The organism is Psychrosphaera aestuarii (genome assembly GCF_017948405.1).
GTDB classification, from domain to species: domain Bacteria; phylum Pseudomonadota; class Gammaproteobacteria; order Enterobacterales; family Alteromonadaceae; genus Psychrosphaera; species Psychrosphaera aestuarii.
On sequence record NZ_CP072844.1, the window covers coordinates 2,926,501 to 2,953,227 of the forward strand.

The 26,727-nt window shown below is 40.5% G+C and carries 29 protein-coding genes; 16 read left to right on the top strand and 13 right to left on the bottom strand.

The features are described from left to right. Nucleotides 1–2: 2 nt before the first annotated feature. The 7 genes from sfsA (at nt 3) to panC (ending at nt 6,177) form a co-directional block, all read left to right on the top strand. The gene (sfsA, locus tag J9318_RS13260) at nt 3–746 is read left to right on the top strand and encodes a DNA/RNA nuclease SfsA (protein WP_210560356.1); all 744 of its coding nucleotides are present in this window, start codon (nt 3–5) and stop codon (nt 744–746) included. A gap of 133 nt (nt 747–879) precedes the next feature. Beyond that, nucleotides 880–1,320, top strand: a complete 441-nt coding sequence (gene dksA, locus J9318_RS13265) for an RNA polymerase-binding protein DksA (protein ID WP_210560357.1) — start codon at nt 880–882, stop codon at nt 1,318–1,320. Nucleotides 1,321–1,350: 30 nt separating this feature from the next. Next, nucleotides 1,351–2,310 carry a tRNA glutamyl-Q(34) synthetase GluQRS gene (gluQRS, locus tag J9318_RS13270; protein ID WP_244731727.1) on the top strand — a complete coding sequence of 320 codons (960 nt, stop codon included), beginning with the start codon at nt 1,351–1,353 and terminating at the stop codon, nt 2,308–2,310. A 292-nt stretch (nt 2,311–2,602) separates the two neighbouring features. Further along, nucleotides 2,603–3,997 carry a polynucleotide adenylyltransferase PcnB gene (gene pcnB, locus J9318_RS13275; RefSeq protein WP_210562466.1) on the top strand — a complete coding sequence of 465 codons (1,395 nt, stop codon included), beginning with the start codon at nt 2,603–2,605 and terminating at the stop codon, nt 3,995–3,997. 3 nt (nt 3,998–4,000) lie between these two features. After that, complete coding sequence (folK, locus tag J9318_RS13280) at nt 4,001–4,483, top strand: 2-amino-4-hydroxy-6-hydroxymethyldihydropteridine diphosphokinase (protein ID WP_210560358.1); 483 nt, start codon at nt 4,001–4,003, stop codon at nt 4,481–4,483. Between the two features lie 21 nt (nt 4,484–4,504). Then, the gene (gene panB / locus J9318_RS13285; protein WP_210560359.1) at nt 4,505–5,299 is read left to right on the top strand and encodes a 3-methyl-2-oxobutanoate hydroxymethyltransferase; all 795 of its coding nucleotides are present in this window, start codon (nt 4,505–4,507) and stop codon (nt 5,297–5,299) included. Between the two features lie 20 nt (nt 5,300–5,319). Further along, complete coding sequence (gene panC, locus J9318_RS13290) at nt 5,320–6,177, top strand: pantoate--beta-alanine ligase (RefSeq protein WP_425314339.1); 858 nt, start codon at nt 5,320–5,322, stop codon at nt 6,175–6,177. Between the two features lie 33 nt (nt 6,178–6,210). On the opposite strand, the gene panP is transcribed toward panC, so the two are convergent. From panP to J9318_RS13310, 4 genes are all read right to left on the bottom strand, one after another. Beyond that, entirely contained in the window at nt 6,211–7,863 is a 1,653-nt protein-coding gene (gene panP / locus J9318_RS13295) for a pyridoxal-dependent aspartate 1-decarboxylase PanP (protein ID WP_210560361.1), read from the bottom strand. 96 nt (nt 7,864–7,959) lie between these two features. Further along, nucleotides 7,960–8,646, bottom strand: coding sequence for a tRNA (guanine(46)-N(7))-methyltransferase TrmB (trmB, locus tag J9318_RS13300; RefSeq protein ID WP_425314340.1), 687 nt, complete (start codon nt 8,644–8,646; stop codon nt 7,960–7,962). After that, nucleotides 8,646–9,227 (bottom strand): PhnA domain-containing protein, encoded by a 582-nt coding sequence (locus J9318_RS13305; protein WP_210560363.1) that lies wholly within the window; start codon nt 9,225–9,227, stop codon nt 8,646–8,648. Before J9318_RS13305 ends, trmB begins: the two co-directional genes overlap by 1 nt. Before the next feature lie 85 nt (nt 9,228–9,312). Then, nucleotides 9,313–9,741: a DUF5665 domain-containing protein gene (locus J9318_RS13310; protein WP_210560364.1), complete on the bottom strand. Its 429-nt coding sequence runs from the start codon at nt 9,739–9,741 to the stop codon at nt 9,313–9,315. A 225-nt stretch (nt 9,742–9,966) separates the two neighbouring features. On the opposite strand from J9318_RS13310, the gene metJ reads away from it, so the two are divergent. Further along, nucleotides 9,967–10,284, top strand: coding sequence for a met regulon transcriptional regulator MetJ (gene metJ / locus J9318_RS13315; RefSeq protein ID WP_210560365.1), 318 nt, complete (start codon nt 9,967–9,969; stop codon nt 10,282–10,284). A gap of 65 nt (nt 10,285–10,349) precedes the next feature. Here the strand turns inward: metJ and J9318_RS13320 are convergent, their stop codons facing one another. From J9318_RS13320 to J9318_RS13330, 3 genes are all read right to left on the bottom strand, one after another. Next, nucleotides 10,350–11,588 carry a malic enzyme-like NAD(P)-binding protein gene (locus J9318_RS13320; RefSeq protein ID WP_210560366.1) on the bottom strand — a complete coding sequence of 413 codons (1,239 nt, stop codon included), beginning with the start codon at nt 11,586–11,588 and terminating at the stop codon, nt 10,350–10,352. Nucleotides 11,589–11,965: 377 nt separating this feature from the next. Then, complete coding sequence (gene rpmE / locus J9318_RS13325; RefSeq protein ID WP_210560367.1) at nt 11,966–12,178, bottom strand: 50S ribosomal protein L31; 213 nt, start codon at nt 12,176–12,178, stop codon at nt 11,966–11,968. Nucleotides 12,179–12,331: 153 nt separating this feature from the next. Beyond that, complete coding sequence (locus J9318_RS13330) at nt 12,332–12,673, bottom strand: hypothetical protein (RefSeq protein ID WP_210560368.1); 342 nt, start codon at nt 12,671–12,673, stop codon at nt 12,332–12,334. A gap of 138 nt (nt 12,674–12,811) precedes the next feature. Between J9318_RS13330 and priA the strand changes: the two genes are divergently transcribed. From priA to J9318_RS13355, 5 genes are all read left to right on the top strand, one after another. Then, nucleotides 12,812–15,037, top strand: a complete 2,226-nt coding sequence (gene priA / locus J9318_RS13335; protein ID WP_210560369.1) for a primosomal protein N' — start codon at nt 12,812–12,814, stop codon at nt 15,035–15,037. A gap of 21 nt (nt 15,038–15,058) precedes the next feature. Beyond that, nucleotides 15,059–15,601: an SPOR domain-containing protein gene (locus J9318_RS13340; RefSeq protein ID WP_210560370.1), complete on the top strand. Its 543-nt coding sequence runs from the start codon at nt 15,059–15,061 to the stop codon at nt 15,599–15,601. Between the two features lie 80 nt (nt 15,602–15,681). After that, a complete protein-coding gene (hslV, locus tag J9318_RS13345) occupies nt 15,682–16,200 on the top strand; it encodes an ATP-dependent protease subunit HslV (protein WP_210560371.1) in 519 nt (172 codons plus the stop codon). A gap of 31 nt (nt 16,201–16,231) precedes the next feature. Beyond that, a complete protein-coding gene (hslU, locus tag J9318_RS13350; RefSeq protein WP_210560372.1) occupies nt 16,232–17,566 on the top strand; it encodes an ATP-dependent protease ATPase subunit HslU in 1,335 nt (444 codons plus the stop codon). Nucleotides 17,567–17,753: 187 nt separating this feature from the next. Continuing rightward, complete coding sequence (locus J9318_RS13355) at nt 17,754–18,587, top strand: MBL fold metallo-hydrolase (RefSeq protein ID WP_210560373.1); 834 nt, start codon at nt 17,754–17,756, stop codon at nt 18,585–18,587. 41 nt (nt 18,588–18,628) lie between these two features. Here J9318_RS13355 and gpsA read toward each other — a convergent pair whose 3' ends face one another. The 4 genes from gpsA to J9318_RS13375 form a co-directional block, all read right to left on the bottom strand. After that, complete coding sequence (gene gpsA, locus J9318_RS13360) at nt 18,629–19,639, bottom strand: NAD(P)H-dependent glycerol-3-phosphate dehydrogenase (RefSeq protein WP_210560374.1); 1,011 nt, start codon at nt 19,637–19,639, stop codon at nt 18,629–18,631. Nucleotides 19,640–19,642: 3 nt separating this feature from the next. Then, on the bottom strand, nt 19,643–20,131 hold the full coding sequence (secB, locus tag J9318_RS13365; RefSeq protein WP_210560375.1) for a protein-export chaperone SecB: 489 nt from the start codon (nt 20,129–20,131) through the stop codon (nt 19,643–19,645). 61 nt (nt 20,132–20,192) lie between these two features. Beyond that, entirely contained in the window at nt 20,193–20,444 is a 252-nt protein-coding gene (gene grxC / locus J9318_RS13370) for a glutaredoxin 3 (RefSeq protein WP_210560376.1), read from the bottom strand. Nucleotides 20,445–20,466: 22 nt separating this feature from the next. Then, entirely contained in the window at nt 20,467–20,898 is a 432-nt protein-coding gene (locus J9318_RS13375; protein ID WP_210560377.1) for a rhodanese-like domain-containing protein, read from the bottom strand. 144 nt (nt 20,899–21,042) lie between these two features. On the opposite strand from J9318_RS13375, the gene gpmM reads away from it, so the two are divergent. The 3 genes from gpmM (at nt 21,043) to J9318_RS13390 (ending at nt 24,676) form a co-directional block, all read left to right on the top strand. After that, nucleotides 21,043–22,572, top strand: a complete 1,530-nt coding sequence (gene gpmM, locus J9318_RS13380) for a 2,3-bisphosphoglycerate-independent phosphoglycerate mutase (protein WP_210560378.1) — start codon at nt 21,043–21,045, stop codon at nt 22,570–22,572. 1 nt (nt 22,573) lies between these two features. Then, nucleotides 22,574–23,740 (top strand): murein hydrolase activator EnvC family protein, encoded by a 1,167-nt coding sequence (locus J9318_RS13385; RefSeq protein WP_210560379.1) that lies wholly within the window; start codon nt 22,574–22,576, stop codon nt 23,738–23,740. Between the two features lie 141 nt (nt 23,741–23,881). Then, nucleotides 23,882–24,676: a divergent polysaccharide deacetylase family protein gene (locus J9318_RS13390; protein ID WP_244731730.1), complete on the top strand. Its 795-nt coding sequence runs from the start codon at nt 23,882–23,884 to the stop codon at nt 24,674–24,676. 39 nt (nt 24,677–24,715) lie between these two features. On the opposite strand, the gene J9318_RS13395 is transcribed toward J9318_RS13390, so the two are convergent. Both J9318_RS13395 and rpoH read right to left on the bottom strand, forming a co-directional pair. After that, nucleotides 24,716–25,531 (bottom strand): DUF2797 domain-containing protein, encoded by an 816-nt coding sequence (locus J9318_RS13395; RefSeq protein ID WP_210560380.1) that lies wholly within the window; start codon nt 25,529–25,531, stop codon nt 24,716–24,718. A gap of 108 nt (nt 25,532–25,639) precedes the next feature. Further along, nucleotides 25,640–26,506, bottom strand: coding sequence for an RNA polymerase sigma factor RpoH (gene rpoH, locus J9318_RS13400; protein WP_210560381.1), 867 nt, complete (start codon nt 26,504–26,506; stop codon nt 25,640–25,642). Nucleotides 26,507–26,727 lie beyond the last annotated feature (221 nt).

Consider the following 26,727-nt stretch of genomic DNA (forward strand, 5'->3'; position numbering starts at 1 on the left):
GAATGATTGAACAAACGCTACAACACGCAACGTTATTAAAGCGGTATAAACGCTTTTTAGTGGATGTAGAGCAGCTGGATGCCAATAAACACAGCCATGTTTTTACTATTTATTGTGCCAATACCGGTGCAATGACCGGCTGTGCTGACCCTGGCTTTAGCGCTTATTTTAGTGAAAGTAATAACCCTAAACGGAAATACAGATATTCATTGGAAAAGACAGTTAATCAATTTGGACATTTTATAGGCGTTAATACCTTATTGGCCAATACCCTTGTTAAAGAAGCCATTGAAAATGGCAAGATCCCTGAATTAGCTGATTACGCTCGCCTGCAAACCGAAGTAAAATATGGCAATGAAAATAGCCGAATAGATATTTTATTATCGGACGAAGAAGAATTCACATCCACACACTTAAAACCGCCTTGTTATGTAGAAGTAAAATCGACCACCTTGTTACTCGATGAGAAAACTGGATTGGGGGCCTTTCCAGATGCGAAAACAACACGAGGACAGAAACATGTCCGTGAATTGATAGAAATGGTTGAGCAAGGGTATCGAGCTGTTTTAGTCTTTTTAGTTCAACACACTGGGATTAAAAAAGTGACCGTTGCACGCCATATCGATCCGGCTTATGGAAAATTAATTGACGATGCGGTGAACAAAGGGGTAGAAATTTTAGTATTGCATACCCATATAGACGCGCAACAAATATATGTAACTCACTCAAGCCAATTTGAACATTAATCTAGCTTTTAGTTGCGAAACAGTGTTATTTTTGCTATATGTAGCCGCCGTTTTTTGGCATTAGACACTGGTTGCTAATACAAAAATAATAAATTGTGCGCTAACCGGTTGAATTTTAGGAGAAAAGCAACGCATGGCAGAAAAAAAATCATTGGGATTACTAGCCTCAGCAGGCGTTGAGCCGTACCAAGAAAAACCAAACGAAGAATATATGAGCGATGAACAGCTTGTACATTTTCGTAAGATTTTGGAAGCATGGCGTAACCAATTGCGTGAAGAAGTTGATCGCACTAAGAACCATATGCAAGATGAAGCAGCAAACTTCCCAGATCCGGTTGACCGTGCATCTCAAGAAGAGGAATTTGCGCTTGAATTACGTACGCGTGACCGTGAACGTAAATTAATCAAGAAAATTGAAAAGACACTTGGTCTAATAGACAGTGATGATTTTGGTTTTTGTAAGACTTGTGGCATTGAAATCGGCATTCGTCGTCTTGAAGCCCGTCCTACAGCTGACCAATGTATCGACTGCAAAACCTTGTCTGAAATTAAAGAAAAACAATTGGGTGGTTAAGGCTTAGCCTTAACCCTCTTTTTCCCTTTCGTGACACCATCCCCATTTTTAAATCAGATTCAATTTAACAAGTCTAATACTCAGGTTAGAGGACGATTCGCTCCATCGCCGAGTGGTCCATTACATTTTGGCTCGTTATATGCCGCGCTAGGTAGTTACCTGCATGCAAAAGCAAACAACGGTTTGTGGTTTGTTCGTATTGAAGATATTGACACAACTCGAGTTCAGGCTGAGGCTCGCCAACAAATTTTAGATGCATTATTTGCATTTGGAATGGAATGGGACGTCGATACACAAACTCAATCTCAGCTTCGGCAAAGCGACGACGGGTGTCTAACACAAACTCAAAGGCTAGCGCGCTATCAACAATGTTTTGATTATTTAGCCAATAAATCAATGCTATACGGTTGTGAATGTACCCGCAAAGAAATAAAAGCGTCCGGCTCTAGTTACGCTGGTCAATGTCGACACAAACAGTTAACGCTCAACGATCACCCAGTCCGAATTAAACAATTAAGTCCGGTGCTTAGTTTTAATGATTTACACTTTGGCCATCAAATAGCGCCAGGATCGCTAAGTAAAGAAGATTACTTAATCAAACGCCGAGATGGCCTTTTTAGCTATCAATTAGCCGTTGTTGTTGATGATATCGATCAAGGTATTACGCATGTAGTGCGCGGTTCAGACATCATGCCACTAACGGCACGGCAGCTATCGCTATATCATGAGTTTGAAGTAACCGCGCCGCAATTTTTTCATCTACCCGTCATTTCAACAGCTGTAGGTCAAAAACTAAGTAAACAAAATCACGCGCCAGCAATCAATATTAATAACCCTCGCCCAGAGCTTTTAAAAGCGTTGCAATTACTTGGCTTACCCGTTGAAGATCATTCCAAATTACCGCATTTTAGCTGTTCAGAAATACTTGATTGGGCGATAGAACACGTCGATTTTAAGCGCCTTCCAACGTCGCAAGAAATAATCATTTAAGCTAATTACGCATTTATTTTTTATTTTGCTCATATTGCTGTAAAATGCGCCGCTAACACGCAATCGCAGGAGCGATTTGTGGTAATTGGATTTAATGTAGGTATATAAATACGTGGTTTTTAAAAAAGTAATTTCATGGTTTGGCAAAGATTCAAGCGCAAGCAAAAAAGAAGCGACAAAAGCGCCTCGCAAAGAATTCGAAGGTAAACGTCGTGAGCCAGCCAAACATTCATCCAGCAAGCCTCGTCCAAAGAAGCCTCAAGCGCCGTTTCTTGATAACAACGCGACGTTAATTCCACGTGAATCACACCCTATTTCTCGTAAAGACATCAGTCCAAATGCCCTAAAGGTGCTTTATCGTTTAAAAGATAATGGCTACGAAGCGTATTTGGTTGGTGGTTGTATCCGCGATATTTTATTAGGCCTACAGCCAAAAGATTTTGACGTCGTTACCAATGCAACACCTGAACAAGTAAAAGCAAGCTTTAGTAATTGTCGTTTGATTGGCCGCCGCTTTCGTTTAGCACACATTATGTTTGGCCGAGAGATAATTGAAGTAGCAACCATGCGTGGTCATCACGATACACCTGATGATAACGATAACGGTGTTACAAAAGCCAATGATGAAGTCACGCAAGCGAAAAAGGTCTCTCGTCAAAGTGATGAAGGTCAGTTGCTACGTGATAATGTATATGGAACGATTGATGAAGATGCCGAGCGCCGAGACTTTACTATCAACGCGTTATATTACGATATTCGTAATTTCTCGATATTAGACTTTGCCAACGGCATGGCCGATATCGAAAAAGGCGTTGTCGATTTAATTGGTGATCCAGAAACTCGCTATCGTGAAGATCCCGTTCGAATGTTACGTGCAATTCGTTTTTCAACTAAATTAAGAATGAAAATCGCTGATCGCACTAAACAACCAATTTATGAGTTAAACCATTTACTAATTAATATCCCACCAGCGCGCTTATTTGACGAAGCGTTAAAGCTATTTTTAGCGGGCAAAGCGGTTGATAACGTGGCGGCTCTTCGAGAATTTGGTATATTCCGCTACTTTTTCCCGGTTGCAGAGCAAGTACTAACTGGTAATCCTCTTGATAAAGAAGAACGCTTGTTAGCAACTATGCTAGCCAATACAGATGCACGCATTAATGCAGAGAAAAGTATTTCGCCAGCCTTCGTATTGGCTGCATTGTTTTGGTATCCACTTGAAGCCCACGCCAGTGAATTAGAGCTAGAAAGTGGCTTGTCTCCATATGATGCATTCCAACTTGCCATGAATGACATTCTACAACGCGCGGTGCAAACCGTTGCAATTCCAAAACGTTTTACCGCGACGATGCGTGATATTTGGAGTTCACAACACAGATTATTGAAAATGCAGGGTAAACGCCCAATGCAAATGGTTGAAAACCCTCGCTTCCGCGCTGCTTATGACTTTTTATTATTAAGAGCAGAAGCCGAAGGTGGTGAGCTTCATGACATTGCGCAGTTCTGGACCGATTATCAGCAAACGGATGAAGCTAAGCGCGCCATCGCAAAGTCGATAAAAGCGCGAGCTAGTAACACAGCCCCTTATGGCGACAAAAACGCCCCAAATGACGATAAAAGCGGTGTAAAGCCTAAGTCAAAGCGCAGTAAATACCGAGGCAGCCGTCGCCGTAAAAAAGAGCAATAATCAATGTCTGAACTTGTTTATATTGGCTTAGGGGCGAATTTGAATAACCCTTACGACACAATTCGTTCTGCGATAACGGCACTTTCTACGCTTGCTGATTGTGAATTCGTTGGGCAATCAAAAATTTATGCAAGCAAGCCAATGGGCCCAGCTGACCAACCAGATTACGTAAACGCAGTTGTCGCACTTAAAACATCATTATCTGCACATGATATTTTTTCTCTGACCTGTCAGTTAGAGCAAGCCCACGGACGCACTCGTAATGGCGAACATTGGGGGCCGCGCACGTTAGATTTAGACATTTTGCTTTATGGTGATAACCTCATAAACGACGACCAACTAACAGTACCTCATTATGGTTTAAAAGAACGTGAGTTTGTTGTTTTTCCAATGTTAGACATAGACCCACTGTTAGTTTTACCTTGTGGAACAGCACTTTCTGACATCGCAAAAACATTAGCTTTTAACGATATGAACGCAATTTAGATAATAATTCTGGATAGAAAAATGAGTAAAATCACTACCTCTAAGCTATTAAAGATGAAGCAAGACGGCGAAAAAATTACGGCGATTACGGCCTATGATGCCAGCTTTGCAGGCTTATTTGATCAACAAGGCATTCATGTAATGCTTATTGGTGATTCTATGGGTATGGTTCTGCACGGCCAGGATAGCACGCTAAGCGTTACCAACGAGCAAATAGCCTACCACACCAAGTGTGTACGTGCGGGCACGGAAAATGCGCTTGTAATAGCGGATATGCCGTTTATGAGTTATAGCTCTGCCACTGAAGCACTAAAAAATAGTCATGCGTTAATGGCCGCAGGTGCCAACATGGTTAAAATTGAAGGCGGAGAGTGGCTGTACGACACGATTACTCAGTTGACCCAAAACGGTGTACCTGTTTGTGGCCACTTAGGCTTAACTCCACAATCGGTTAATGTTTTTGGTGGATTTAAAATCCAAGGCCGTGATGCTGAAAAAGCCAAAGAAATGATTGAACATGCAAAAGGCTTGGAGCGCGCAGGAGCACAACTTCTGGTACTAGAATGTGTACCTGTTGATTTAGCAAATGCAATTACACAAGCTATTAATATTCCAACTATAGGCATAGGTGCCGGTGCTGGAACCGACGGTCAAATTTTGGTAATGCATGATATTTTAGGTATTAGCTCAGGTTATATTCCAAAGTTTTCAAAAAACTATATTGAGTTAACTGGCAGTCTTCAAGAGGCTGTTCGTTTATATATTGATGAAGTCCAAAGCGGCGTATTCCCAGACGAAGCCCGCTGGTTTAAATAGAATCCTCTTATATGCAAATTATTCAATCACTAACTGAGCTACGTTCATGGCGTCAACAATGCCATAAAGACGGTAAAACCGTCGCTTTTGTGCCAACAATGGGCAACCTTCATGAAGGCCACATTGAGTTGGTAACACAAGCGCATCAATATGCTGACTATGTTATTACGTCGATTTTTGTTAACCCAATGCAGTTTGGTAAAAACGAAGACTTAGACGCATATCCACGCACGTTTGAAGCAGACTGTGACAAATTAAAAGCAGTAAATAACCACGTAGTCTTTTACCCAAGCGTTGAAGATATGTACCCAAGTGGACTATCAGCGCAAACCGTCGTTTCTGTGCCAAACAATGAGTTTGAATTTTGTGCAGAAGCGACACAACGCCCAGGTCATTTTGACGGCGTCGCCACTGTAGTTACAAAGTTATTTAACATGGTACAACCAGACACCGCCTTGTTTGGGCAAAAGGACTATCAACAAGTTCGCTTAATTCAAACTATGGTAAAAGATCTTAATTTACCAATTAAAATCGTTCCGGTTCCAACGGTTCGGGAAAAATCAGGGTTAGCAAAAAGCTCTCGAAATGGTTATTTGAATGATGATCAAAAAGCGACCGCTGCAATTATTTTCCAAGCTTTAACGGCTGTGGGAGAAACGCTACAAAATGGCGCAAGGAATATCTCAGAGATACAGACCTTTGCCATAGAAATGATTGAACTTGCGGGACTGAAGCCTGACTATCTAGAAATACGTGATGCAGCCAGTTTTGCGCCTGTAAATGACAAGACGACAGAAGCTGTCATTTTGGTGGCCGCCTTTATTGGCAAAGCAAGATTAATTGATAACTTAGTGGTAAAGCTAAATAACGCTAAATAATGATTAAACTAAGTCGATAGATAAGTCGCTAGCTTACAAGCAAGCGACTTTTTTCATAATTGCAGGCAAACTTCTCCAACTCTCTTTCGCTATCTCTTTTTGCTCAGCCAAAATGTCCGCTAAAATTTCTTTTGTCGTTAATGGATTTGCTAGTACACAGCGAAATACTGTTATTGTTTGGCCATTGTGAGATTTGGGTGTCAGACGTGTACGTGATACAAAAGAACGACCTGACTCACGCTGCTTCTTCTGAATAAACTTAGTTAAGTCATTTAAAAGCTCATTGATAATTTGCTTCTGTTCAGCATCACACGTCGCCATATAGTCTTTCACAACTTTTGGTACATAGCGATACGTTAGCAAACAAAGTTCTGGCTCAGAAACCAATTCAAAGTCTTCTTCTTGCTTTATAAGTTCGGCAAAATATTTGGCTGTGTCGATACTTCTATCTATTAGCATCTCGTAACCACTGCGGCCCATAACTTTTAAACAAGCATAAACCAGCATAGACATGCCCGGTCGACTGCCTTCTAACGTATGTGAACCTAAGTCTTTAGAGCCTTTACGCAGAATATATTCAGCATGATGCTCAATGACATCCGTAGAGTGTGCGTCTTTAAATAGCACCATGCCAGCGCCCATAGGCACATACATTTGTTTGTGAGCATCAACTGTAATCGAGTCAGCACGCTCAATCCCTTTTAATAACGGACGTTGCGTATTCGACATCATAGTTGCACCACCCCAGGCTGCATCTACATGAAAGTGTATGCCTTCTCGTTCCGCAATATCCGCCATTTTGTCCAATGGGTCAATATTGCCAGTTTCAGTGGTTCCAGCAACACCGACTAAAGCTAAAATGCCTGCATTTTCAGCTTTTAATTCAGTTATACGTTGCTCTAATGCGTCGATACAAATTTTATTATTTTCATCAGTCTTTACCGAAACAATATCTTGTCGGCCAAGGCCAAGTACATCTGCTGCTTTGCCCAAAGAGTAATGACCGCGCTCTGATACCAATACAACTAAGCGTTCATAACCATAGTGGCTCATCGCTCGGAACAAACCGGCCTTTGACACACCTTTAAAATCGCCGTCAGGCCCTAACAACGTATTTCGAGCAATCCAAAGCGCACTTATATTAGCGACGGTTCCACCAGAGCAAAATGCGCCAAGAGAGGTATCTGCGCTGTGCATAACACTTTGATAGTAACTATCGTTTTCTGCAGTGCTTCTAGTTTCACCATAGGCAATACGGTGCAACATGCCAATGACTTGCCGTTCTAGTGGCGTAAACGCTTTAGACGTTTCTATTTTTACTAGGTTCTGGTTTAAACCCACCATTAGCTTTGACAATGGTAACAAAAAATAAGGTAAAGCAGATGTCATGTGACCTATAAAGCTAGGCGATGAGGTATGAACCGATTGCGCAACCAACTTATCTAATAGTTCATCAGCTAACGCCGAAACAAACTGCGGATGTTCAGGCACCACTGAGTCTTGAAAGTCTTGTTCAATTTCAGAAAGTGGCTTTTCCACTGCAACTATATTGTCACGTAAAAAACCATCTAGATTTTGAGATACTTCCTGTTCAATTCGCGCCAGTGTTGAATCTGGTGCTTCAGGAATAGTAAAGATCCTAAACAAATTTTCTTCCGACGCTGCGGCTAAACGTTTATCTGCCATTTTAAATAATTGGTTGTCTATAAATTTTTCGGTACTTTACTGGAAGTTAAACTTAAAGTCTGTAGTTAAGCAGACAAAAAGCCTTCACGCAAAGTGCTATTGGTTAAAGCGACAGGTTAATTGAAAACTCTGTTGCCCACTCGCCCAGTACTTTCGTTCAAAAGGCGTCATTGCTTCATCGCTCTTATATTCCGCAACTTGCGGCTCAAACCCCGCTATAACAAGCGCTTCTGCAAATTCGTCGACATAAATTGACCAGTTGCTGCGAACGGTTATCTGCTCAGCAATACATGGAATACTGCTAAATACCGCTGATCCATGCCAACGTCGTTGTAAATGTTTTGCTTTAGGCCAAGGGTTTGGATATAGCAAGAAGTGTTCTTTTACCTGCCATTCTGCTTTGGCAATTAATCGCCAAAGATCATTTAAGTCGCCACGTAAAATAATAAAATTAGAAACCTGATGAACAAGGTGATGTTCAATTTTCTCAACTCTATGCTCAGACTTATCAATACCAATAACTAAAGCGTTAGGGTGATTCGCCGCCAGGTGCACTGTACTTTCACCAACTCCACAGCATGAGTCTAAAATAATGTAACGACTTGAATCTTGCGCTAAAAAATCGATAACCTGCTGATTTAATTGTGCAAATGTTTCAAGCGAAAAAGGTGCATACGGCTTTTTAAATTCGTGTGTTAAGTGTTTAACAACAACTTTATTTAAGTCCTCATGCACACCCGTTTGATTACTGGTGATTGAACGAGAATTGCCAGTGTTATCCATCATACTTTTTTAACAAACTTAGTTAAGATAACAATCTTCTGTCCATTAACGCGCCCTTCTATATGTTCAGGGTTATTTGTTAATGAAATGCCGCGAACTGTAGTACCTTGTTTTGCTGTGAAGCCCCCACCTTTTACTGGTAAGTCTTTAATCAAATACACATTATCACCGGCAGACAAGCGGTCGCCATTAGAATCGATATGTTCTGCATCGCCACCAGCGTTTCTGTGCGCCAAACCTGACTCCGCCCAAGATGTAGTTTCTTCTTCTAAATACATCATGTCTAAAAGGTCTTGAGCCCAAGTTTCACCCTGATTCGTTAATAGCTTAAGCTGTTGCCAGGCCAGTACTTGTACCGCCGGTACCTGACTCCACATGCTGTCATTTAAACAACGCCAATGTGTAACGTCTAACGTGTCGCTGGAGTTAAGTTCAGCATCACACTTTTCGCATACCAACACACAATCATCGGAATTGTCGCCAGCCTTTGGCAGCACCGCATAAACTGATAAGTTTTCTGAGCTTGTGCAAAGTTCACAGGCATTGTTGCCGCGTTCTTGAAGTGTTGATTCGATAGACATTAGATACTCCATTGAGCCTTTAAAATTTAAGGCCGGCATTATGCCTATTTTTATCGATTAAAAAAAGTAAAAGGACGCTAACGCATCAATTTGCTTCAGGGCCTTTTACAACCTCTAATATTGCCGATACCCACTCCCCAATAATAGGAATGAATTCCATTTGAGAAAGAATATAAACAAGAAATGACAGCACAACCGTCGCGCCTAAGACACTGCCTAAACCCACAGCAATGCCTTTCACAAGACTAAACCATATAAAACGAGGTAAAGAGTTATATGTTTGAACAAGTTTGTGGTTATTTAACTGAAGAAGTTGCTCATTAATTTGTTTAGTTTGTATGTGCAGCTTTTTCCACATCTCTTGCATACTAATGTCGTCTAATTTAGGTTCTGCATCTGAACCCTCACTTTGTGGCACATGGCTGAGTTTATTTGAATCATCGGTGCTCTTTGCATTTTGGGCGTTCTTTTTTACCGTTAATGCCGTTTTCATTTTTTTAAACTGATTTCGCATAATAATCACTTTGGCGAGAAGTCTTTTCTCTAGCTTATGCATATGCGTAATCAAATGAAAGGGTTAAATAAATTTATATGCAAAAGCAAATCCCGACTTTAAAGCCGTCTAGAAGTTTTTCCATATAGCAATCGATCGTTTGACTAATTTTGTTAATACAATACAATTTCATTAACTAAATGCGACGTTATGTCGTAGATGCAATAACTCATGAACAGGTGTTTTATGGCCAAGTGGAACGGGGAATACATTCATCCCTATGCAGAACATGGAAAAAAGGCGGATAAAGTTAAAAAGATCACAGTATCGATCCCGCTAAATGTATTAAAAGTATTAACCGATGAACGAACTCGTCGTCAGGTTAACAATCTCAGACATGCAACAAATAGTGAATTATTGTGCGAAGCCTTTCTTCACGCATTCACAGGACAACCATTGCCTTCAGATAATGACTTGAAGAAAGAGAACCCAGATCAAATTCCAGAAGAAGTTCGTAACATTCTCACAGAAATGGGCAAGGATATTCCAAAAATAAAAGATTAAATCGATTGTGAGGTGCCATACCTAATATTGACCATGACACCTCTACTCTTCGCCTAATAACGTCACTATGCCTTAGGTATTGGCATACCAAGCTTTGCGACACCGCTCTCTATAGCAGCCGCAGACACTGCACTTGCAACTTTTTCTAGCAAACGCGGGTCCATTGGTTTTGGAATAATGTAATTCTTACCAAAACTTAATTCAGACATTCCTGATGCTGTTAATACTTCTTTTGGCACAGGCTCTTTTGCCAAACTTCGAATCGCCTCAACCGCTGCAACTTTCATTTCATCATTAATTGCGGTTGCTCTTACGTCTAGCGCACCTCTAAAAATGAAAGGAAAGCACAGTACATTATTCACTTGATTAGGATAATCAGAACGTCCCGTTGCCATGATTAAATCATCGCGCACTTTGAGCGCTAGTTCTGGTTTGATTTCAGGGTCTGGGTTTGAGCAAGCAAAAACCACTGGATTTGACGCCATCAGTTTTAATGATTCAGGTGCCAATAGGTTTGCTCCGGACACCCCAACAAAAACATCGGCGCCGTCAATTACGTCTTCTAATGTTCGCTTGTCGGTATTATTCGCGAATAACTGCTTATATTCGTTTAAATCATCACGTCTGGTGTGAATCACACCTTTTCTATCTAACATGTATATGCGTTCTCGCTGAGCACCACATTTAATAAGTAACTCCATGCAGGCAATAGCAGCAGCACCGGCTCCTAAACAAACAATAGTGCAGTCATGTAACTCCTTGCCTTGAATTTCAAGCGCGTTTAACATCCCTGCGGCTGTCACAATGGCTGTACCGTGCTGGTCGTCATGGAAAATAGGAACGCTACATCGCTTTTTGAGCTCTTGCTCAATTTCAAAACATTCCGGGGCTTTAATATCTTCTAGATTGATACCACCAAAAGAATCGGCAATATTAGCCACCGTATTGATAAACTCATCGACGGTACGGTGAGTCACCTCAATATCAAAGGAGTCAATATTTGCGAAGCGCTTAAATAGCAATGCCTTGCCTTCCATTACCGGTTTTGAAGCTAATGGGCCTAAATTACCCAAACCTAAAATTGCTGTACCGTTGCTAATTACCGCTACAGTGTTGCCTTTTGCTGTGTACTTGTAGGCATTGTCTGGATCTGCTGCAATTTCTCGTACCGGCTCTGCTACGCCAGGGCTGTAGGCTAAAGATAAATCATCTACCGTTTCGGCCGCGGTAGTTAGTGCGATGCTAATTTTTCCTGGGGTCGGTTGGCTATGATAATCGAGTGCGCGTTGCTTAAAATCTGACATTAAGTTACTTCCAGTAAGGTGACAAAACGTCGCCACTGTACTGGATTAAAAAGCCTTTAACGATAAGAAGTTACCGCTTAGGGTAGAACTCATACCAGTTGGTAAAATAATAACAACATCTAGCGTCAGCCGGTACTTTTCATAAGTCTAGGGAGTTAAAAGCTATTGGTGAGAGATTGCGACAGAAAGCGTTTTTTATGTCTAAATCGATACAAATATAAGGTCTAACTTTGCTTTTTGAAATGCGATAACAAAAACCAACTGAAAGATAATTACCACGTTATCCATTTACTAACTAAGTGTGCGTTTTTGTAAACCGACAAACTACAGGCATAAAAAAAGCACCCGAAGGTGCTTCTTTTAGCAAGATGGTAAAATTACTTTTTACCAAGCATGCTGAAACGTTTCTTGAAGCGATCAACACGACCACCAGTATCAACGTTACGTTGTTGACCTGTGTAGAACGGGTGACACGCAGAACAAACGTCTAAGTGTAAATCTTTACCTACTGTAGAACGAGTTACAAACTTGTTACCACATGAACAAGAAACGTTAATTTCTTCGTATTTAGGGTGAATATCTTTTTGCATGGGATTACCTCATTGGGCCGTATCGCCAAACGGTCACTTATTAAAAAATAATGCCGAATACCATACGAGATTTATATAAAATTAGGGCGCGAATTATAATGAGTATCGGGTAAAGATCAAGCAATAAATAAAGTCAAACCGCTTTTTATGTAACTATCGACGAGCTTGTCTTTGCTTCTCTCTTGCTTTATCAATTTGCGCAATTTGTTCTGGGCTTAAATATATACTACTACCTGGATATGGTTGACCAAATTGGTAGTCCCACTTGGCTGGCTGAAACTCAGATACTAATCGATTCACTCTATTACAAAGCTTATTTTTCGGTCGAAACCCTAAGCGCTTTTCATAGTTAACTAAGAACTCACGATCCACTTGCTCAAACGCGAGAATACAGTATCCTTCTGTAGAATAAACGCGAGCTTCTTGTGCGTGTGTAGCAAACGCTAACATAAAAAAAGAACTCGAAAACAGAATACTAAATATTAGATGACGCATTTTAACCTTACTTTGATGTCTAAAAATTTTAATCATGTTTGTTGAAAGATGAATAGTCGACAAACACTATAAATTACAACATTAAAAAAGTAAGTGATTGTTCACTTGTTGTCAAGAGAAGCAAAGGTCTGCTAATTAATGGCGCTATTTTCCCAAGTTATTTTGCATATTGCATTGCCGGTTCCCTTAAGAAGGCTTTTTGATTACTTATTGCCTAGTGAGCTGGAAACTGATGCTATAGATGTCGCTAACACGATTGAAAAAGTTACGATAGGACAGAGAGTTGTTGTACCTTTTGGACGACAAACATTAGTCGGCGTGGTTTTAGCTGTCGACACCCACACTGATCAGGATGTAGCAAAATTAAAACCTGCATTGTCATTTGTAGAAAACCAAGCCAGTTTTGACGCCGCACAACTTCAACTATTAAACTGGGCTGCAGAATATTACCAACATCCAATTGGTGATGTATTTTCGATGGCTTTACCTGGTGCCCTACGAAGCCCAAAAACCATTGATGAACAACTACCCAAAGTTTTACAAAAATGCGATGAACTTCCAGACAAGCAAGCACTGCCTAAAAACGCCAAACAAATACATAAATTATATGATGTTATACGTTCTGGAAGTTTTACGCGGGACGAGCTAAACAAAAAAGACATCACTAGCACCACTATCAAAAAGTTTATCGATAAAAATTGGGCGGAGTGGACTACTAGCGGTCAAGGTAGTAGCGCAGTAACAGCAAGTCATATCAATGAAGGATTAGCGCTTAATACCGAACAAGCTATTGCTGTGGCTGCAATCAATGCTGTTAATCACCACCAATGCTTTTTGATTGATGGCGTAACGGGTAGCGGAAAGACCGAAGTATATCTGCAAGCCATTGAACACCGCTTACTAAATCAGTGGCAGGTCCTAGTGTGTGTTCCAGAGATTGGCCTAACGCCGCAAACGATAGCAAGATTTAAACAACGATTTGATGTCCCTGTTGCGCTTTGGCACTCAGCAATGACCGACAAACAACGTTTTGATACTTGGCAACAAACTCGTAGCGGTAAAGCCCGCATCGTTATCGCAACTCGCTCTGGTATTTTCCTGCCGTTTAAATCACTTGGTATGATTATTATTGATGAAGAGCATGATGCGTCATTCAAACAACAAGATGGTTTTAAGTACCATTGCCGTAGTTTAGCTTTATATCGAGCCCATCAAGCCAACATTCCAGTAGTACTTGGTTCTGCGACGCCTAGCTTAGAAACCTTATATAATGTTGAGCAAGGTAAGTTTAGCTATTTACAGCTTCAACGACGAGCCGGTGGCAGTCAGATGCCAACAACTCACTTGTTAGATCTTAATCGCTGCCAAACTCAAGCTGCATTAGGCCAACCTTTAATTGATGAAATCTCCAATCAATTAGATAAAGGCCGCCAAGTTATGCTGTTTATTAATCGTCGAGGTTTCGCTCCGGTTCTTATGTGTGAAGAGTGTCATTGGCTGACAGAGTGCGGTCGTTGCAGTAGTTTCACCACTTATCACAAAAATAGTAATCTATTGATTTGCCACCACTGTGGTTTTCAACACCCAACGTTGCATCAATGTTTAGGGTGTGGCTCAACAAGAATGACGCCCGTTGGTACCGGCACTGAGCAAATAGAATCAAATTTAGCTAATTTATTTCCAGCCACGGAAATAGTCCGATTAGATCGCGATAGCACCAGTAAAAAAGGCGAATTCGACGATAAACTAAATAAAATTAACGCCGGCCAGCCCATGATTATTGTTGGCACCCAAATGATTGCCAAAGGTCATCATTTTCCTAACGTGAGTTTAGTGGGTATTGTTGATGTTGATGGGGCTTTGTTTAGTAGCGATTTTAGAGCCGCTGAAAAACTCTCGCAATTGGTGGTTCAGGTTGCAGGTCGAGCTGGCCGAGGATCAATAAAAGGCCAGGTCTGGCTGCAAACTAAGTTTCCTGAACATCCTGTTATTCAAGACTTAGTGAATAATGAATATAAAGACTTTGCTAAATACGCATTAAATGAGCGAAAAATGCTCAGTCTTCCACCCTATTCACATCATATTATTTTAAGAGCTGAGTCGACCATCCCTGATTTAGGACAACAGTGGTTATCGAACCTGTCTGGCTATTTATCAGATTACGAAGGGTTATCAATACTAGGACCGACACCTGCTCCTATGACACGAAAAGCAGGTAAGTTTAGACATATGTTGATAATTCAAAGTCAATCTCGCCCTTATTTGCATAAATTAGTGAATTGGTTACTAGAAAACTTGGATACCATCCAAAAGGATAATAGAATCCGTTGGTCGGTCGATGTCGACCCTGTAGATTTAAGTTAATAGTATTAAGGCTCTTTGCCCATGAAAAATAAAGATTACGTTAGTCAGAAAAAACGACAGAAACCAGTAAAGCATGACGTTCCAAAAGGTCGACCTTTTCCCGTTGTGAAAATGTTATTAGTCGCCGCGTTGATAGCTGGTTTTGTTGGTGGTTTGCTCTATATCAAGAGTGACTCCAGCGATTTTCAAGAAACACAACCGCAAGTTCACAAAAAACAAACCCAAAAGTCAAAACCACTGCCTCCTCCTCCTGAAGATGAAGAGTGGTCATTTATTGAAGAGCTTGAAAATAAAAACGTTGAAGTAGAATCAGAAGAACTTAAAGATCGCGGGCCATACAAAATGCAATGCGCAAGCTTCCGTAGTCAATCGGACGCCGAAGGCTTTAAAGCACAGATCGCATTTGCTGGCTATGAGTCACAAGTGATACCTTCCCAAGGCACATCAGGCATGTGGTATAAAGTTGTTTTAGGCCCGTTTGAACGCAAGCGCGATGCTGAGAAAACCCGTCATATTCTGAAGCGAAATGACATCACTGGTTGTCAAATTTGGTTGTGGCGTTAAGCATTTAACGTCACCTCTTGAAATCCCCATAAATACCCCTACATAAGCTAGACTTATTTAAACTCTGGAGTGGATTATTCATGACCACAATTGTATCTGTACGACGCGGTAAAGACGTTGTACTTGGTGGTGACGGACAAGTGTCACTAGGCAATACTGTAATGAAAGGCAACGCCGTAAAAGTCCGTCGTCTGTATAAAGGTAAAGTAATTGCAGGCTTTGCCGGCGGTACCGCCGATGCGTTTACCCTATTTGAAAAGTTTGAAGCTAAACTTGAAATGCACCAAGGTCACTTAACCAAAGCCGCAGTAGAATTAGCCAAAGACTGGCGTACCGATAAAATGTTGCGAAAGCTTGAGGCTTTGCTTGCGGTAGCCGATGAAACTGCCTCGTTAATTATTTCTGGTAATGGCGATGTTATTCAACCAGAAAACGATCTTATTGCGATAGGTTCTGGTGGCCCATTTGCGCAAGCAGCTGCCACTGCACTTTTAGAGAATACTGATCTAGGCGCCAAAGATATTGTAGAGAAAAGTCTAAATATTGCGGGCTCTATCTGTGTTTATACAAACACAAATTTAACCATCGAAGAATTGTAACGATAGTAAGTATTAGAATTAAGGTTATTCCATGTCATCAATGACCCCTAGAGAAATTGTTCACGAATTAGATCAGCACATTGTTGGTCAAGATAAAGCAAAAAAAGCCGTCGCTATTGCGCTAAGAAACCGCTGGCGCAGAATGCAGCTAGAGCCAACGCTTCGAGCAGAAGTAACGCCAAAAAATATCTTAATGATAGGCCCGACAGGTGTCGGTAAAACTGAAATTGCCCGTCGACTAGCAAAATTAGCGAACGCACCATTCATTAAGGTTGAAGCGACTAAGTTCACCGAAGTGGGTTATGTTGGTAAAGAAGTAGAATCGATTATTCGCGATCTTACCGAAATTTCAGTAAAACTAACTCGCGAAGTCGCCATTGAAAAGAACAAACATAAAGCTGAAGAAGCAGCTGAAGAGCGAATTCTTGATGCATTATTGCCTCCTGCTCGCGATACCTTTGGCCAAGTAGTTGAGTCAGATCAGCCAGAAAGCTCAGCTCGTCAAGTATTACGCAAGCGATTCCGCCAAGGCGAACTAGACGATAAAGAGATTGAAATCGACATTGCTCAAAAAGAAATTGGCGTAGAAATCATGGCTCCTCCTGGTATGGAAGAAATGACTTCTCAGCTTCAAGGGATGTTCCAAAACTTATCAGGCGATAAGAAAAAAGCACGCAAACTAAAAGTTAGTGCTGCGTTTAAGATGCTGTTAGACGAAGAAGCCGCAAAGCTTATTAACAATGACGATTTAAAAGAAATGGCCATTGAAGCTGTAGAACAAAACGGCATTGTGTTTATAGACGAGATTGACAAAATTTGTAAACGTGAAGGCGCGAACAGTGCTGACGTATCACGAGAAGGTGTTCAAAGAGATCTACTTCCGCTTGTTGAAGGCTCTACTGTGACAACTAAGTATGGCATGGTTAAAACTGACCATATGTTGTTCATCGCATCTGGTGCTTTTCAGATGAGTAAACCATCTGATTTAATTCCTGAATTGCAAGGCCGTTTACCAATTCGTGTTGAGCTAAACGCATTAACGCCAGAAGACTTCGAACGCATTCTTACTGAACCAAACGCGTCCTTGACCGAACAATACAGAGCGCTGCTTGCCACTGAAGGCGTGACGGTTACATTTAGTGAAGATGGTATAAAGCAGATTGCACAAGCCGCATTTCGAGTAAATGAGAAAAACGAGAATATTGGTGCAAGAAGATTACATACCGTCTTAGAGCGTTTAATTGAAGAGATTTCTTACAATGCGTCTGACCGCAGCGGTGAGTCTTTTGTTATCGATGCAGACTTTGTTAAAGAAAATTTAGACGAAGTCATTGAAGATGAAGATTTAAGTAAATTTATTCTATAAGTTGAAGCTCACAATTTTTTGAGACAATACTACATCATTTAAACTGTGATAATGCTTCACGTTAAAGCCAGTTGCCTATGCTACTGGCTTTTTTATTCGTTGAGTTTCTTTTATTTACATTAATGTGTGTTAGTGTTTTTAATAGCATATTATTTTAATTTGCGATTACTCAAAGAGTGCAGATGGAATGAAAATTACGTTTTTTGGCGCGAGAGCTCAAATACCGACACCTGGTCCAGAAACACAACGTTTTGGCGGAAATACACATTGTATTATGCTCACCGCTAAAAGTGGTCAGAAGCTTTTATTAAACGCAGGTTCGGGAATTCGCTTTGCAAGCCATGAATTTGACGACTACCACGATCCAATTCATATCTTACTTAGCCAACATCACTGGGATCATATTCAAGGGTTTCCATTTTTTGACCCAATAAAGAAGCCTAAACAGCAGATTACTATTTACCCAGCCAATACTAATGAATCGCACGATACCGCTATACTGGATCAAATAAACAAAACTTACACAGCGGATAAATTTCATTTACTTCCATCTACTATTACTATCAAAAAAACAAAGTTTAACCTCCCTGAGGCTGTGCAAATTGGTGATTTTTCAATACAAGCAATGAAAGTCAATCACCCCGGCGGAGGCTCCGCCTACAAGATAACAGCGGATGATAAAACGATCGTTGTCTGCAACAACAATGAGTTATTTGCGCCCGACGCTAATAATTATCATAGCTTTGAAGAATGGAGCTTGTTTTGTCAATATGCTGATTTACTGGTCCATGATGCACGTTTTATGAATGCGGATATGGTGAACCGTTTAGGAATGGGACATAGCTGCCTAAATGACGTTATTGAATTAGGCATTGCGGCGGAAGTAAAAATGTTATGTATGTCGTGTTTAGATCCGTCAAGTAGTGATGAGCTATTAGACTTTTTAACCACTCGGTTATTTGCTGATAGGTTGCCCTTTAGCTTCTTTTTTGCAAAAGAAGGTCGGCAGATGCACATTTAGCTGTGCTTGACCGACCTTGAGACAATTTCAATTTACCGATTTTATTCGCTCTTCGGATCTCTAGCTAACAAAGCCATCGCCGCATGTTCAGCAGGCTTACCTTGATATAGTACTTGATAGATTTGCTCTGTGATTGGCATTTCTACACCCGCTCGCTGAGAAAGCATGTGTACTTCTTTGGTATTGCGATAACCTTCTACCACTTGACCAATTTCTGCCATAGCATCATCAACCGACTTGCCTTGGCCTAATGCTAAGCCAAAACGTCTGTTACGAGACTGATTATCTGTACAAGTTAATACTAAATCACCTAAGCCGGCCATGCCCATTAAGGATTGAGGATCCGCTCCTAATGCAGACGCAAGGCGCATCATTTCCGCTAGTCCGCGAGTGATTAACGCAGTACGAGCATTTGCTCCGTAACCAATACCATCGGCCATACCAGCACCAATCGCAATTACATTTTTCACCGCTCCACCTAATTGCACAGCAGTGAAGTCTTTGTTCTTATAAACTCGAAACTTTCTTTCACAATGTAGCAAGTCACAAAGTAACTGAGCGAAATCATCATCTTCTGATGAGCACGAAATGGCGGTTGGCAGACCTTTCACCATTTCTTTGGCAAATGTCGGCCCAGATAACACTGCCAATGATGGCGTATCACCTAATACGTCTTTGGCGACGTCTTGAAGTAGTCGTCCAGACTCTGGATCTAAACCCTTTGTTGCCCAACACAATTTAGGCTTGGCTGGTAACATAGGTTTAATCTGTATAAGTAGATCAGAGAAAACATGACTTGGAACAACCACTAAATGTAGTTCAGATTGCGTTACCGCCAGCTGCAGATTATCGGTCACCTGCAAGCTCTCTGGGAATGTTGCCCCCGGAAGGTACTTGGCATTTTCTCGGCTGGATTGCATCGCAGCGATTTGTTTTTTATCACGTCCCCACATAATGACGTCGTGACCATTTCTGGCAAAACAAAAAGCGAGTGCGGTCCCATATGAGCCCGCACCTAATACTGCAATCTTAAACTTTTTTTCGATATCCATAGATTAAGAATCTAGAGCTTGGCCTTCTGCGGCCTGCTTTTGAGCTTGTTCCATGTATTGTGCAAATAGCATATCAAAGTTAACTGGCGCTAAGTTTAATGCTGGGAATGTTCCACGGTTAACTAAGTTTGATACTGCTTCGCGAGCATATGGGAACAAGGTATTTGGGCAGAATGCACCAAGGATATGTGCCATTTGCTGCTCTGGCATGTTACCTAATACAAAAATACCGGCTTGTTGAACTTCACATAAGAACGCAGTTTGATCTTCAACCGTCGCAGTGACTGTTACTGAAAGAACAACTTCAAATACACCTGGTTCAATTTGAGTACTTTTATTATCTAAGTCCAGTTTTACTTCAGGCTTCCACTCTTTTGTAAAAATAGTTGGCGCGTTTGGCGCTTCAAACGAAAGGTCTTTCAAAAAGATACGTTGAATTGAGAATTGTGGTGCACCTTGCTCTTCTTGAGCTGCTGTAGCTTGATCTGTCATAAGAAATTTCCTGAAATTTTTATAGTTATAGTTTTGATTTAATCGCGCGAATAACTAAACGTTAAAGAAGCGCGTCTAATTTTTTTTGTTGCTCTAGGGCAAACAAATCGTCACAACCGCCAACATGCATATCACCAATAAAAATCTGTGGTACTGTTGAACGCCCCAATGCGCGTTCAATCATTGGCGCTCGCAATTCTGGCTGTTGATCAATTTTAATCTCGTTGTAGCTAATATTCTTTGAGTCTAACAATGACTTAGCACGCACACAAAACGGGCAGTATGCCTTAGTATAAATATCTATTTGTTTCATCAAAAAACCTTACTCTACTTGTTTATTTACTTTTAATTACTGGTAAGTTTGCACTTGTCCAAGTTTGCATGCCACCTTGTAAAACCGCGACGTTTTCATAACCCGCTTTTACTAATGTATTTGCAGCTGTTTTAGCTGAAATACCTGCGTTACACACCACTATTATTGGGTTTGTCTTATTTTTTTCAAGTGAACCAAACTGTGCATTGCTGATTTTTTCCATCGGCAGGTTAACAGAGTCAGTGATATGACCTTTATTAAACTCAGCCGGTTTACGGATATCAACTACAACGCCGTTTTCACGATTAACTAGCATTGTCATTTCATGAGTATTAACTGTCTTAACCTTCGACAATGCACCAGTTACATAACTAGAAACTAAAAGAACGAATAATATCGCCCACGCAGCCGTCATATACACATGATTACCTAAAAATTCGATAAATTGCGCCATTTACACTATTCCATTTTTACAACAAAAGTCGCGCGATTATACCTACATCTCAGAAAGAGTCCAAAAGCTAATTTTTTGTGACTTTAGTGCGCAATTGACGTTAGAATAATCAATATAAAATTTATCTAATTTGTAGAGTGAGTTATGTCTGATAAAAAACCATTTGTGCTATGTATTTTAGATGGCTGGGGCCATAGAGAAGAAACATCAAACAATGCCATTGCACACGCCAATACACCAGTTTTAGATAAGCTTTGGAAGGATTGTCCAAGTACGCTTATTTCAGGCAGTGGTATGGACGTTGGTTTGCCAGATGGTCAAATGGGTAACTCGGAGGTTGGCCATGTAAACCTTGGCGCTGGACGTATTGTTTATCAAGACTTCACTCGAATTAGTAAAGCGATAAACGATGGCGACTTTTTCAATAACCCTACATTAGTTCAATCGGTTGATTCTGCTATAGAGAAAAATGGCGCTGTTCATATTATGGGGCTATTGTCGCCAGGTGGCGTGCATAGTCATGAAGATCACATTCTTGCGATGATTAAGTTAGCAGAACAACGTGGCGCGACAAAAGTATATGTTCATGCCTTTTTAGATGGTCGAGATACGCCACCAAGAAGCGCAAAAAACTCACTTGAAATGCTAGAAACACACTTTGCAGAAACGCAGTCAGGTAAAGTCGCGTCTTTGATTGGTCGCTATTATGCGATGGATCGTGATAATCGTTGGGATCGTGTTGAGACGGCTTACAATATGCTGACGTTAGGTAAATCTGACTATACCGCCAACTCTGCTGTTGAAGGCTTAGATAAAGCTTATTCAAGAGATGAAAACGATGAATTTGTAAAATCGACCATTATTGGGGAAGCTGCTAAAGTTGAAGATAACGACTCTTTAATATTTATGAACTTTAGAGCTGATAGAGCACGAGAGATAACTCGCAGCTTTGTTGAAACGGAATTCTCAGGCTTTACACGTCAAATCGTTCCTAAATTATCAAAGTTTGTAATGTTGACTGAATATGCTGCCGACATTGATACTGTCGTCGCTTTTCCGCCAGCTGCATTAGATAATGTACTGGGCGAATGGCTAGAAAAGCACAACAAAACACAACTTCGTATATCTGAAACTGAAAAGTATGCGCACGTAACGTTCTTTTTCTCTGGTGGTCGAGAAGCGTTATTTGAGGGAGAAAAACGAGAACTAATTCCTTCGCCTCAAGTTGCAACCTATGATTTACAACCAGAAATGAATTCTGAGTTACTTACAGATAAATTAGTTGAAGCGATTAAATCAAAAGAATACGACTTCATTGTTGTGAACTATCCAAATGGCGATATGGTTGGCCACACTGGCGTTTTTGAAGCTGCAGTCAAGGCCTGTGAGGCGGTAGATCATTGTGTAGGTCGAGTTGTTGAAGCATTACGAGAAGTGGGTGGTGAATGTCTTATTACCGCCGATCATGGTAACGCTGAACAAATGAGTGACGTCAACACAGGTCAAGCACATACTGCGCATACTAGTGAGCCTGTACCTTTTATTTATGTAGGGCGAGAAGCGACACCGGTGACAGACGGTAAACTAAGCGATGTTGCACCAACAATTTTAAACCTTATTGGGATGCCGCAACCCGCTGAAATGACTGGCAAACCATTAATGATGGTTAAATAGTATGAAATCACAAGGAATCGTGAAACTTCTTGCATGGGTGATGATTAGCGCATTAAGCCTAACCGTCACCAATGCGTCTGCTAGATTACTCTTGGTCAATGATTCAGCGTTAGAAAAGTCGAATCAGCAACTCGCCGATATAAAAGCTCAGATTAAAAAACAAACCCAAGCTTTAGATAAAAAGATCGCCGAAAAGTCGACTTTAGAAGACACGTTTAAACGTTCAGAATTAAAAGTGTCGGAGCTAGTTATCGCGTTACAACAAACACAAAATCAATTAAATAGTGTTAAAGATAAAGTAATAAAGTTAACAGCAGAACAAAATAAGCTATTGGCAAAACAAGAGCAGCAGCAACAAATCCTCGGGGAAATGGTTCGTACCGCCTATCTAAACGGCAAACATGACTACACTAAGCTATTACTTAATCAAAATGATCCTGCTCAATTAGAACGACTTATCACCTATTATCGTAAACTGAATGATGCTCGTGTTGAGCAACTCGAAGAAATTGAGTACACCCTTTCTCGTTTACAAGAAATTGCTCGCGATTTAACACAACAGCAACAACAGCTTAATGAGCTAAACGAGCAACAAAATCAAGAACGCTCACAGCTTGTGTCGAGACAAAATGATAGAAAAAAAGCGCTGGCACAACTGAATCGTAAAATAGCGAGTGACTCAAGTAAGTTAGAACAACTTCAAGCCGATGAGCAAAGATTGGCTATTGCAATTGAAAATGCGCAACGTAATGCAATACCAAGACCGGAAGATTTAGCGGGCCTGTACAACTTAAAGAAACAATTAAACTGGCCTGTTAAGGGGCGGATTACCAAGCGATTTGGTCAACGTCGACAAGGTTCGATGCGTTGGAAAGGCGTTATTATTGATGCCAACTTAGGTAAGTCAGTAAACGCTATTGCTGATGGAATTGTTTTATATACAGATTGGTTAAAAGGGTTTGGTTGGGTTACGGTAATTGATCACGGTAAAGGCTACATGAGTTTATACGGTCATAATCAGGCCTTATTAAAGCAGGCTGGCGATTTTGTTGAGAAAAGTGAACCTATTGCACTGCTTGGTCAAAGCGGAGGCAAAGCAACACCAGGTTTATATTTTGAAATCAGATACAAAGGCAAAACTGTAGACCCTGCGCGGTGGTGTCGTTAAAGCTTTTGTTAAAGGTGACTTTATCGATCAGTAGGTTATAATCATTTTTATAAATATAAAAACAACTAAATTTAAGTAGGACCTTAGGATACATAAGGCCACTTAATCATAATAAAATATAACTAAAATTAGATTGTTAACGTGCGCATAATTTTAAAATGGACTGGCGTTATTGCCATAATATTGAGCTTATTTGTACCTGCTGTTAATGCGGGCAAAGTCGCGATCGTAATTGATGACATTGGCTACAAACGCTCTGACAAAAAATTAGTAGACTTAGATGCGGCGTTAACCTTTGCCGTGTTACCACACACTCCCCTTGGCAGAAAGTACGCAAAACTCGCCGCAAAAAATCAACGCGATGTCATTATTCACCTTCCAATGCAAGCTCGCAGTAATAATGAGTTATTAGGGCCCGGCGCATTACTGAACGGCATGAGTAAACAGCAGTATCAAAATACACTTATTGCAGCGTTAGAAGATATTCCGTATGCAATAGGTGTTAATAATCATATGGGCAGTTTACTGACGCAAATGGAGCAACCTATGGCGTGGACAATGGAATTGCTTAGACAACATAATATGTTTTTTCTAGACAGCAAAACCACTCGACATAGTAAAATTGAAGTCATTGCTTCTGAGTGGGGTGTAAATTCGCTTCATCGAAATATTTTTTTAGATCACGAAAAAGACAAAGAGCAAATTAGAAAACAATTCAAACGTCTTATTAATATTGCCAGAAATTATGGGACAGCCATCGGCATTGGCCACCCGTATACTGAAACTTATGAAGTACTGCAAGAACAACTTTTGGAGCTTGAAGAGGCTGGTATTGAGTTAGTCCCACTGTCTAGTCTGTTACCGACTTCTCCGGTTATTCAATTTGCAGGACAGCGACCTGAAAACGAGCAGCTTGAACCAACAATAACTGAATAACCATTTTTAAGTCATATAAAACTGACTGGCTTAGCCAGCCTAATTTACTTCTACTTCGTAGGAAGTGAACTTTCTGATATTTATGACCCCTGTATCTAAAATTAAATACTGCCCTTTTATGCCTTGAAGTACGCCACTTACAACCGGGTTCTTATCGAAGTTATGAGAAGCGATTTTGCTTGGATATTGATCAACTGGAAAATTAATGTCTACAACTTCTTCTGATAACTGCTCAACAGCGTCAGCACCAAACTTGAGCCTTACTTCATCTAAGCGTTCATTAATCAATGGAATTAGCTCTAACGCTTTTTGTTGCAGATCAATTTCAATATTGTCGCCCTTAAGCATGGCTCGCCAATTTGTCTTATCGGCAATAAAATCAGTCAACGCCGTTTCAACCAATCCTGAAATGAGACGGGTTTTAACCTTAAAAATAGGCAGAGCTTGAGTCGCACCTTGATCAATCCAGCGAGTAGGAATTTGCGTATGTCTAGTAATACCAACTTTTAAACCAGAAGTATTGGCGAGATAGACATAATGCGGGATCATACAATTGTCTTCGCCCCACTGAGGCTCACGACATGTCCCCTCCGCATGGTGACATGTTTCTGGCTTCATAATACACATATCACACGCTGCTAATTTCCGCATACAAGGAAAACAAAAGCCTTGTGAGAAGCTCTTTTTGGTTTTTTTGCCACAGTTAGAGCAGTGAATATTGCCTGTGTGTGTCAATGTAACTTGAGTTCCAATTCGCGCTGACAAATCAAATAACTCTTCTCCTACTGGCAGTGAATAAGTTACGTTACTTTGTGCATCTAACGTAGATCGCATCTTTTTTATATTGCCAATCATGAGTGTCCTTAAATAAATTATAGTTAGCGGCCTAAATGAAAAAACCAGCCGAAGCTGGTTTTATTATACGTCAATTTGAGTGTCTAACTGTTCATTTTTATCAATGAATTATGCAGCTAGAAGACCTTGGATTTTTTTCATCGCATTTTTTTCTAACTGACGAACTCGCTCAGCAGAAACAGAATACTTATCAGCTAACTCCTGTAATGTTGTTTTGCTGTTATCATCTAACCAACGACTATAAAGAATATCTTGGCTTCGCTCATCTAGCGTTTTAATTGCCGATAATAAGCGCTGATTTGAGCGTTCTTCCCACTGCTCATTTGCAATGTTTTCGGCCATATCAGAGTTGTCTGCTTCGAGATATAGTGATGGTGAATATGCCGCTGTATCTGAGTCTTCGTCATCTACACCCATATCAAATGCCATATCGTAATTGCTCATGCGAGATTCCATCTCAAGCACTTCTTTTTTAGTAACACCTAGTGTCTCTGCAACATTTGCAACTTCATCATTACTAAACCAACCTAAGCGCTTTTTAGACTTACGAAGGTTAAAGAACAATTTACGTTGTGCTTTTGTTGTTGCAACTTTAACGATACGCCAATTTTTTAAAACAAATTCATGAATCTCCGCTTTAATCCAATGTACAGCGAAAGAAACTAAACGAACCCCTACTTCAGGGTTAAAACGTTTTACTGCTTTCATAAGGCCAATATTGCCTTCTTGAATTAAATCAGCTTGAGGTAATCCATATCCAGAGTAACTACGTGCAATGTGAACAACAAAACGTAAATGAGAAAATATTAATTGACGTGCAGACTCTAAGTCTCCGTCTTCATAAAGTTTATACGCAAGTTCACGTTCTTGATCCGCAGACAACATATCAATGCCAGAAACATAAGACACGTACGACTCGATACTACCTGTTTGAGGCGATAAGGCTAATGTCATTGATTTATTAACTTGACTCATTGTGAAGCTCCTTTAGAAACCTGAATTGGTTAACTGACAATGATATTAGCACTCTCAATCTAAGAGTGCTAATTTTATTTTAACTATTTATAGAACAAAAAGATCTATGTAAAACGAACAACACAGGAAAACAAAATATAACTAAATATCATTGACTTAAACAAAACACTATTCGTGGTATTGTGGTGTAAATTAGCGAATAACAAAAAAGGTGGCTAAGA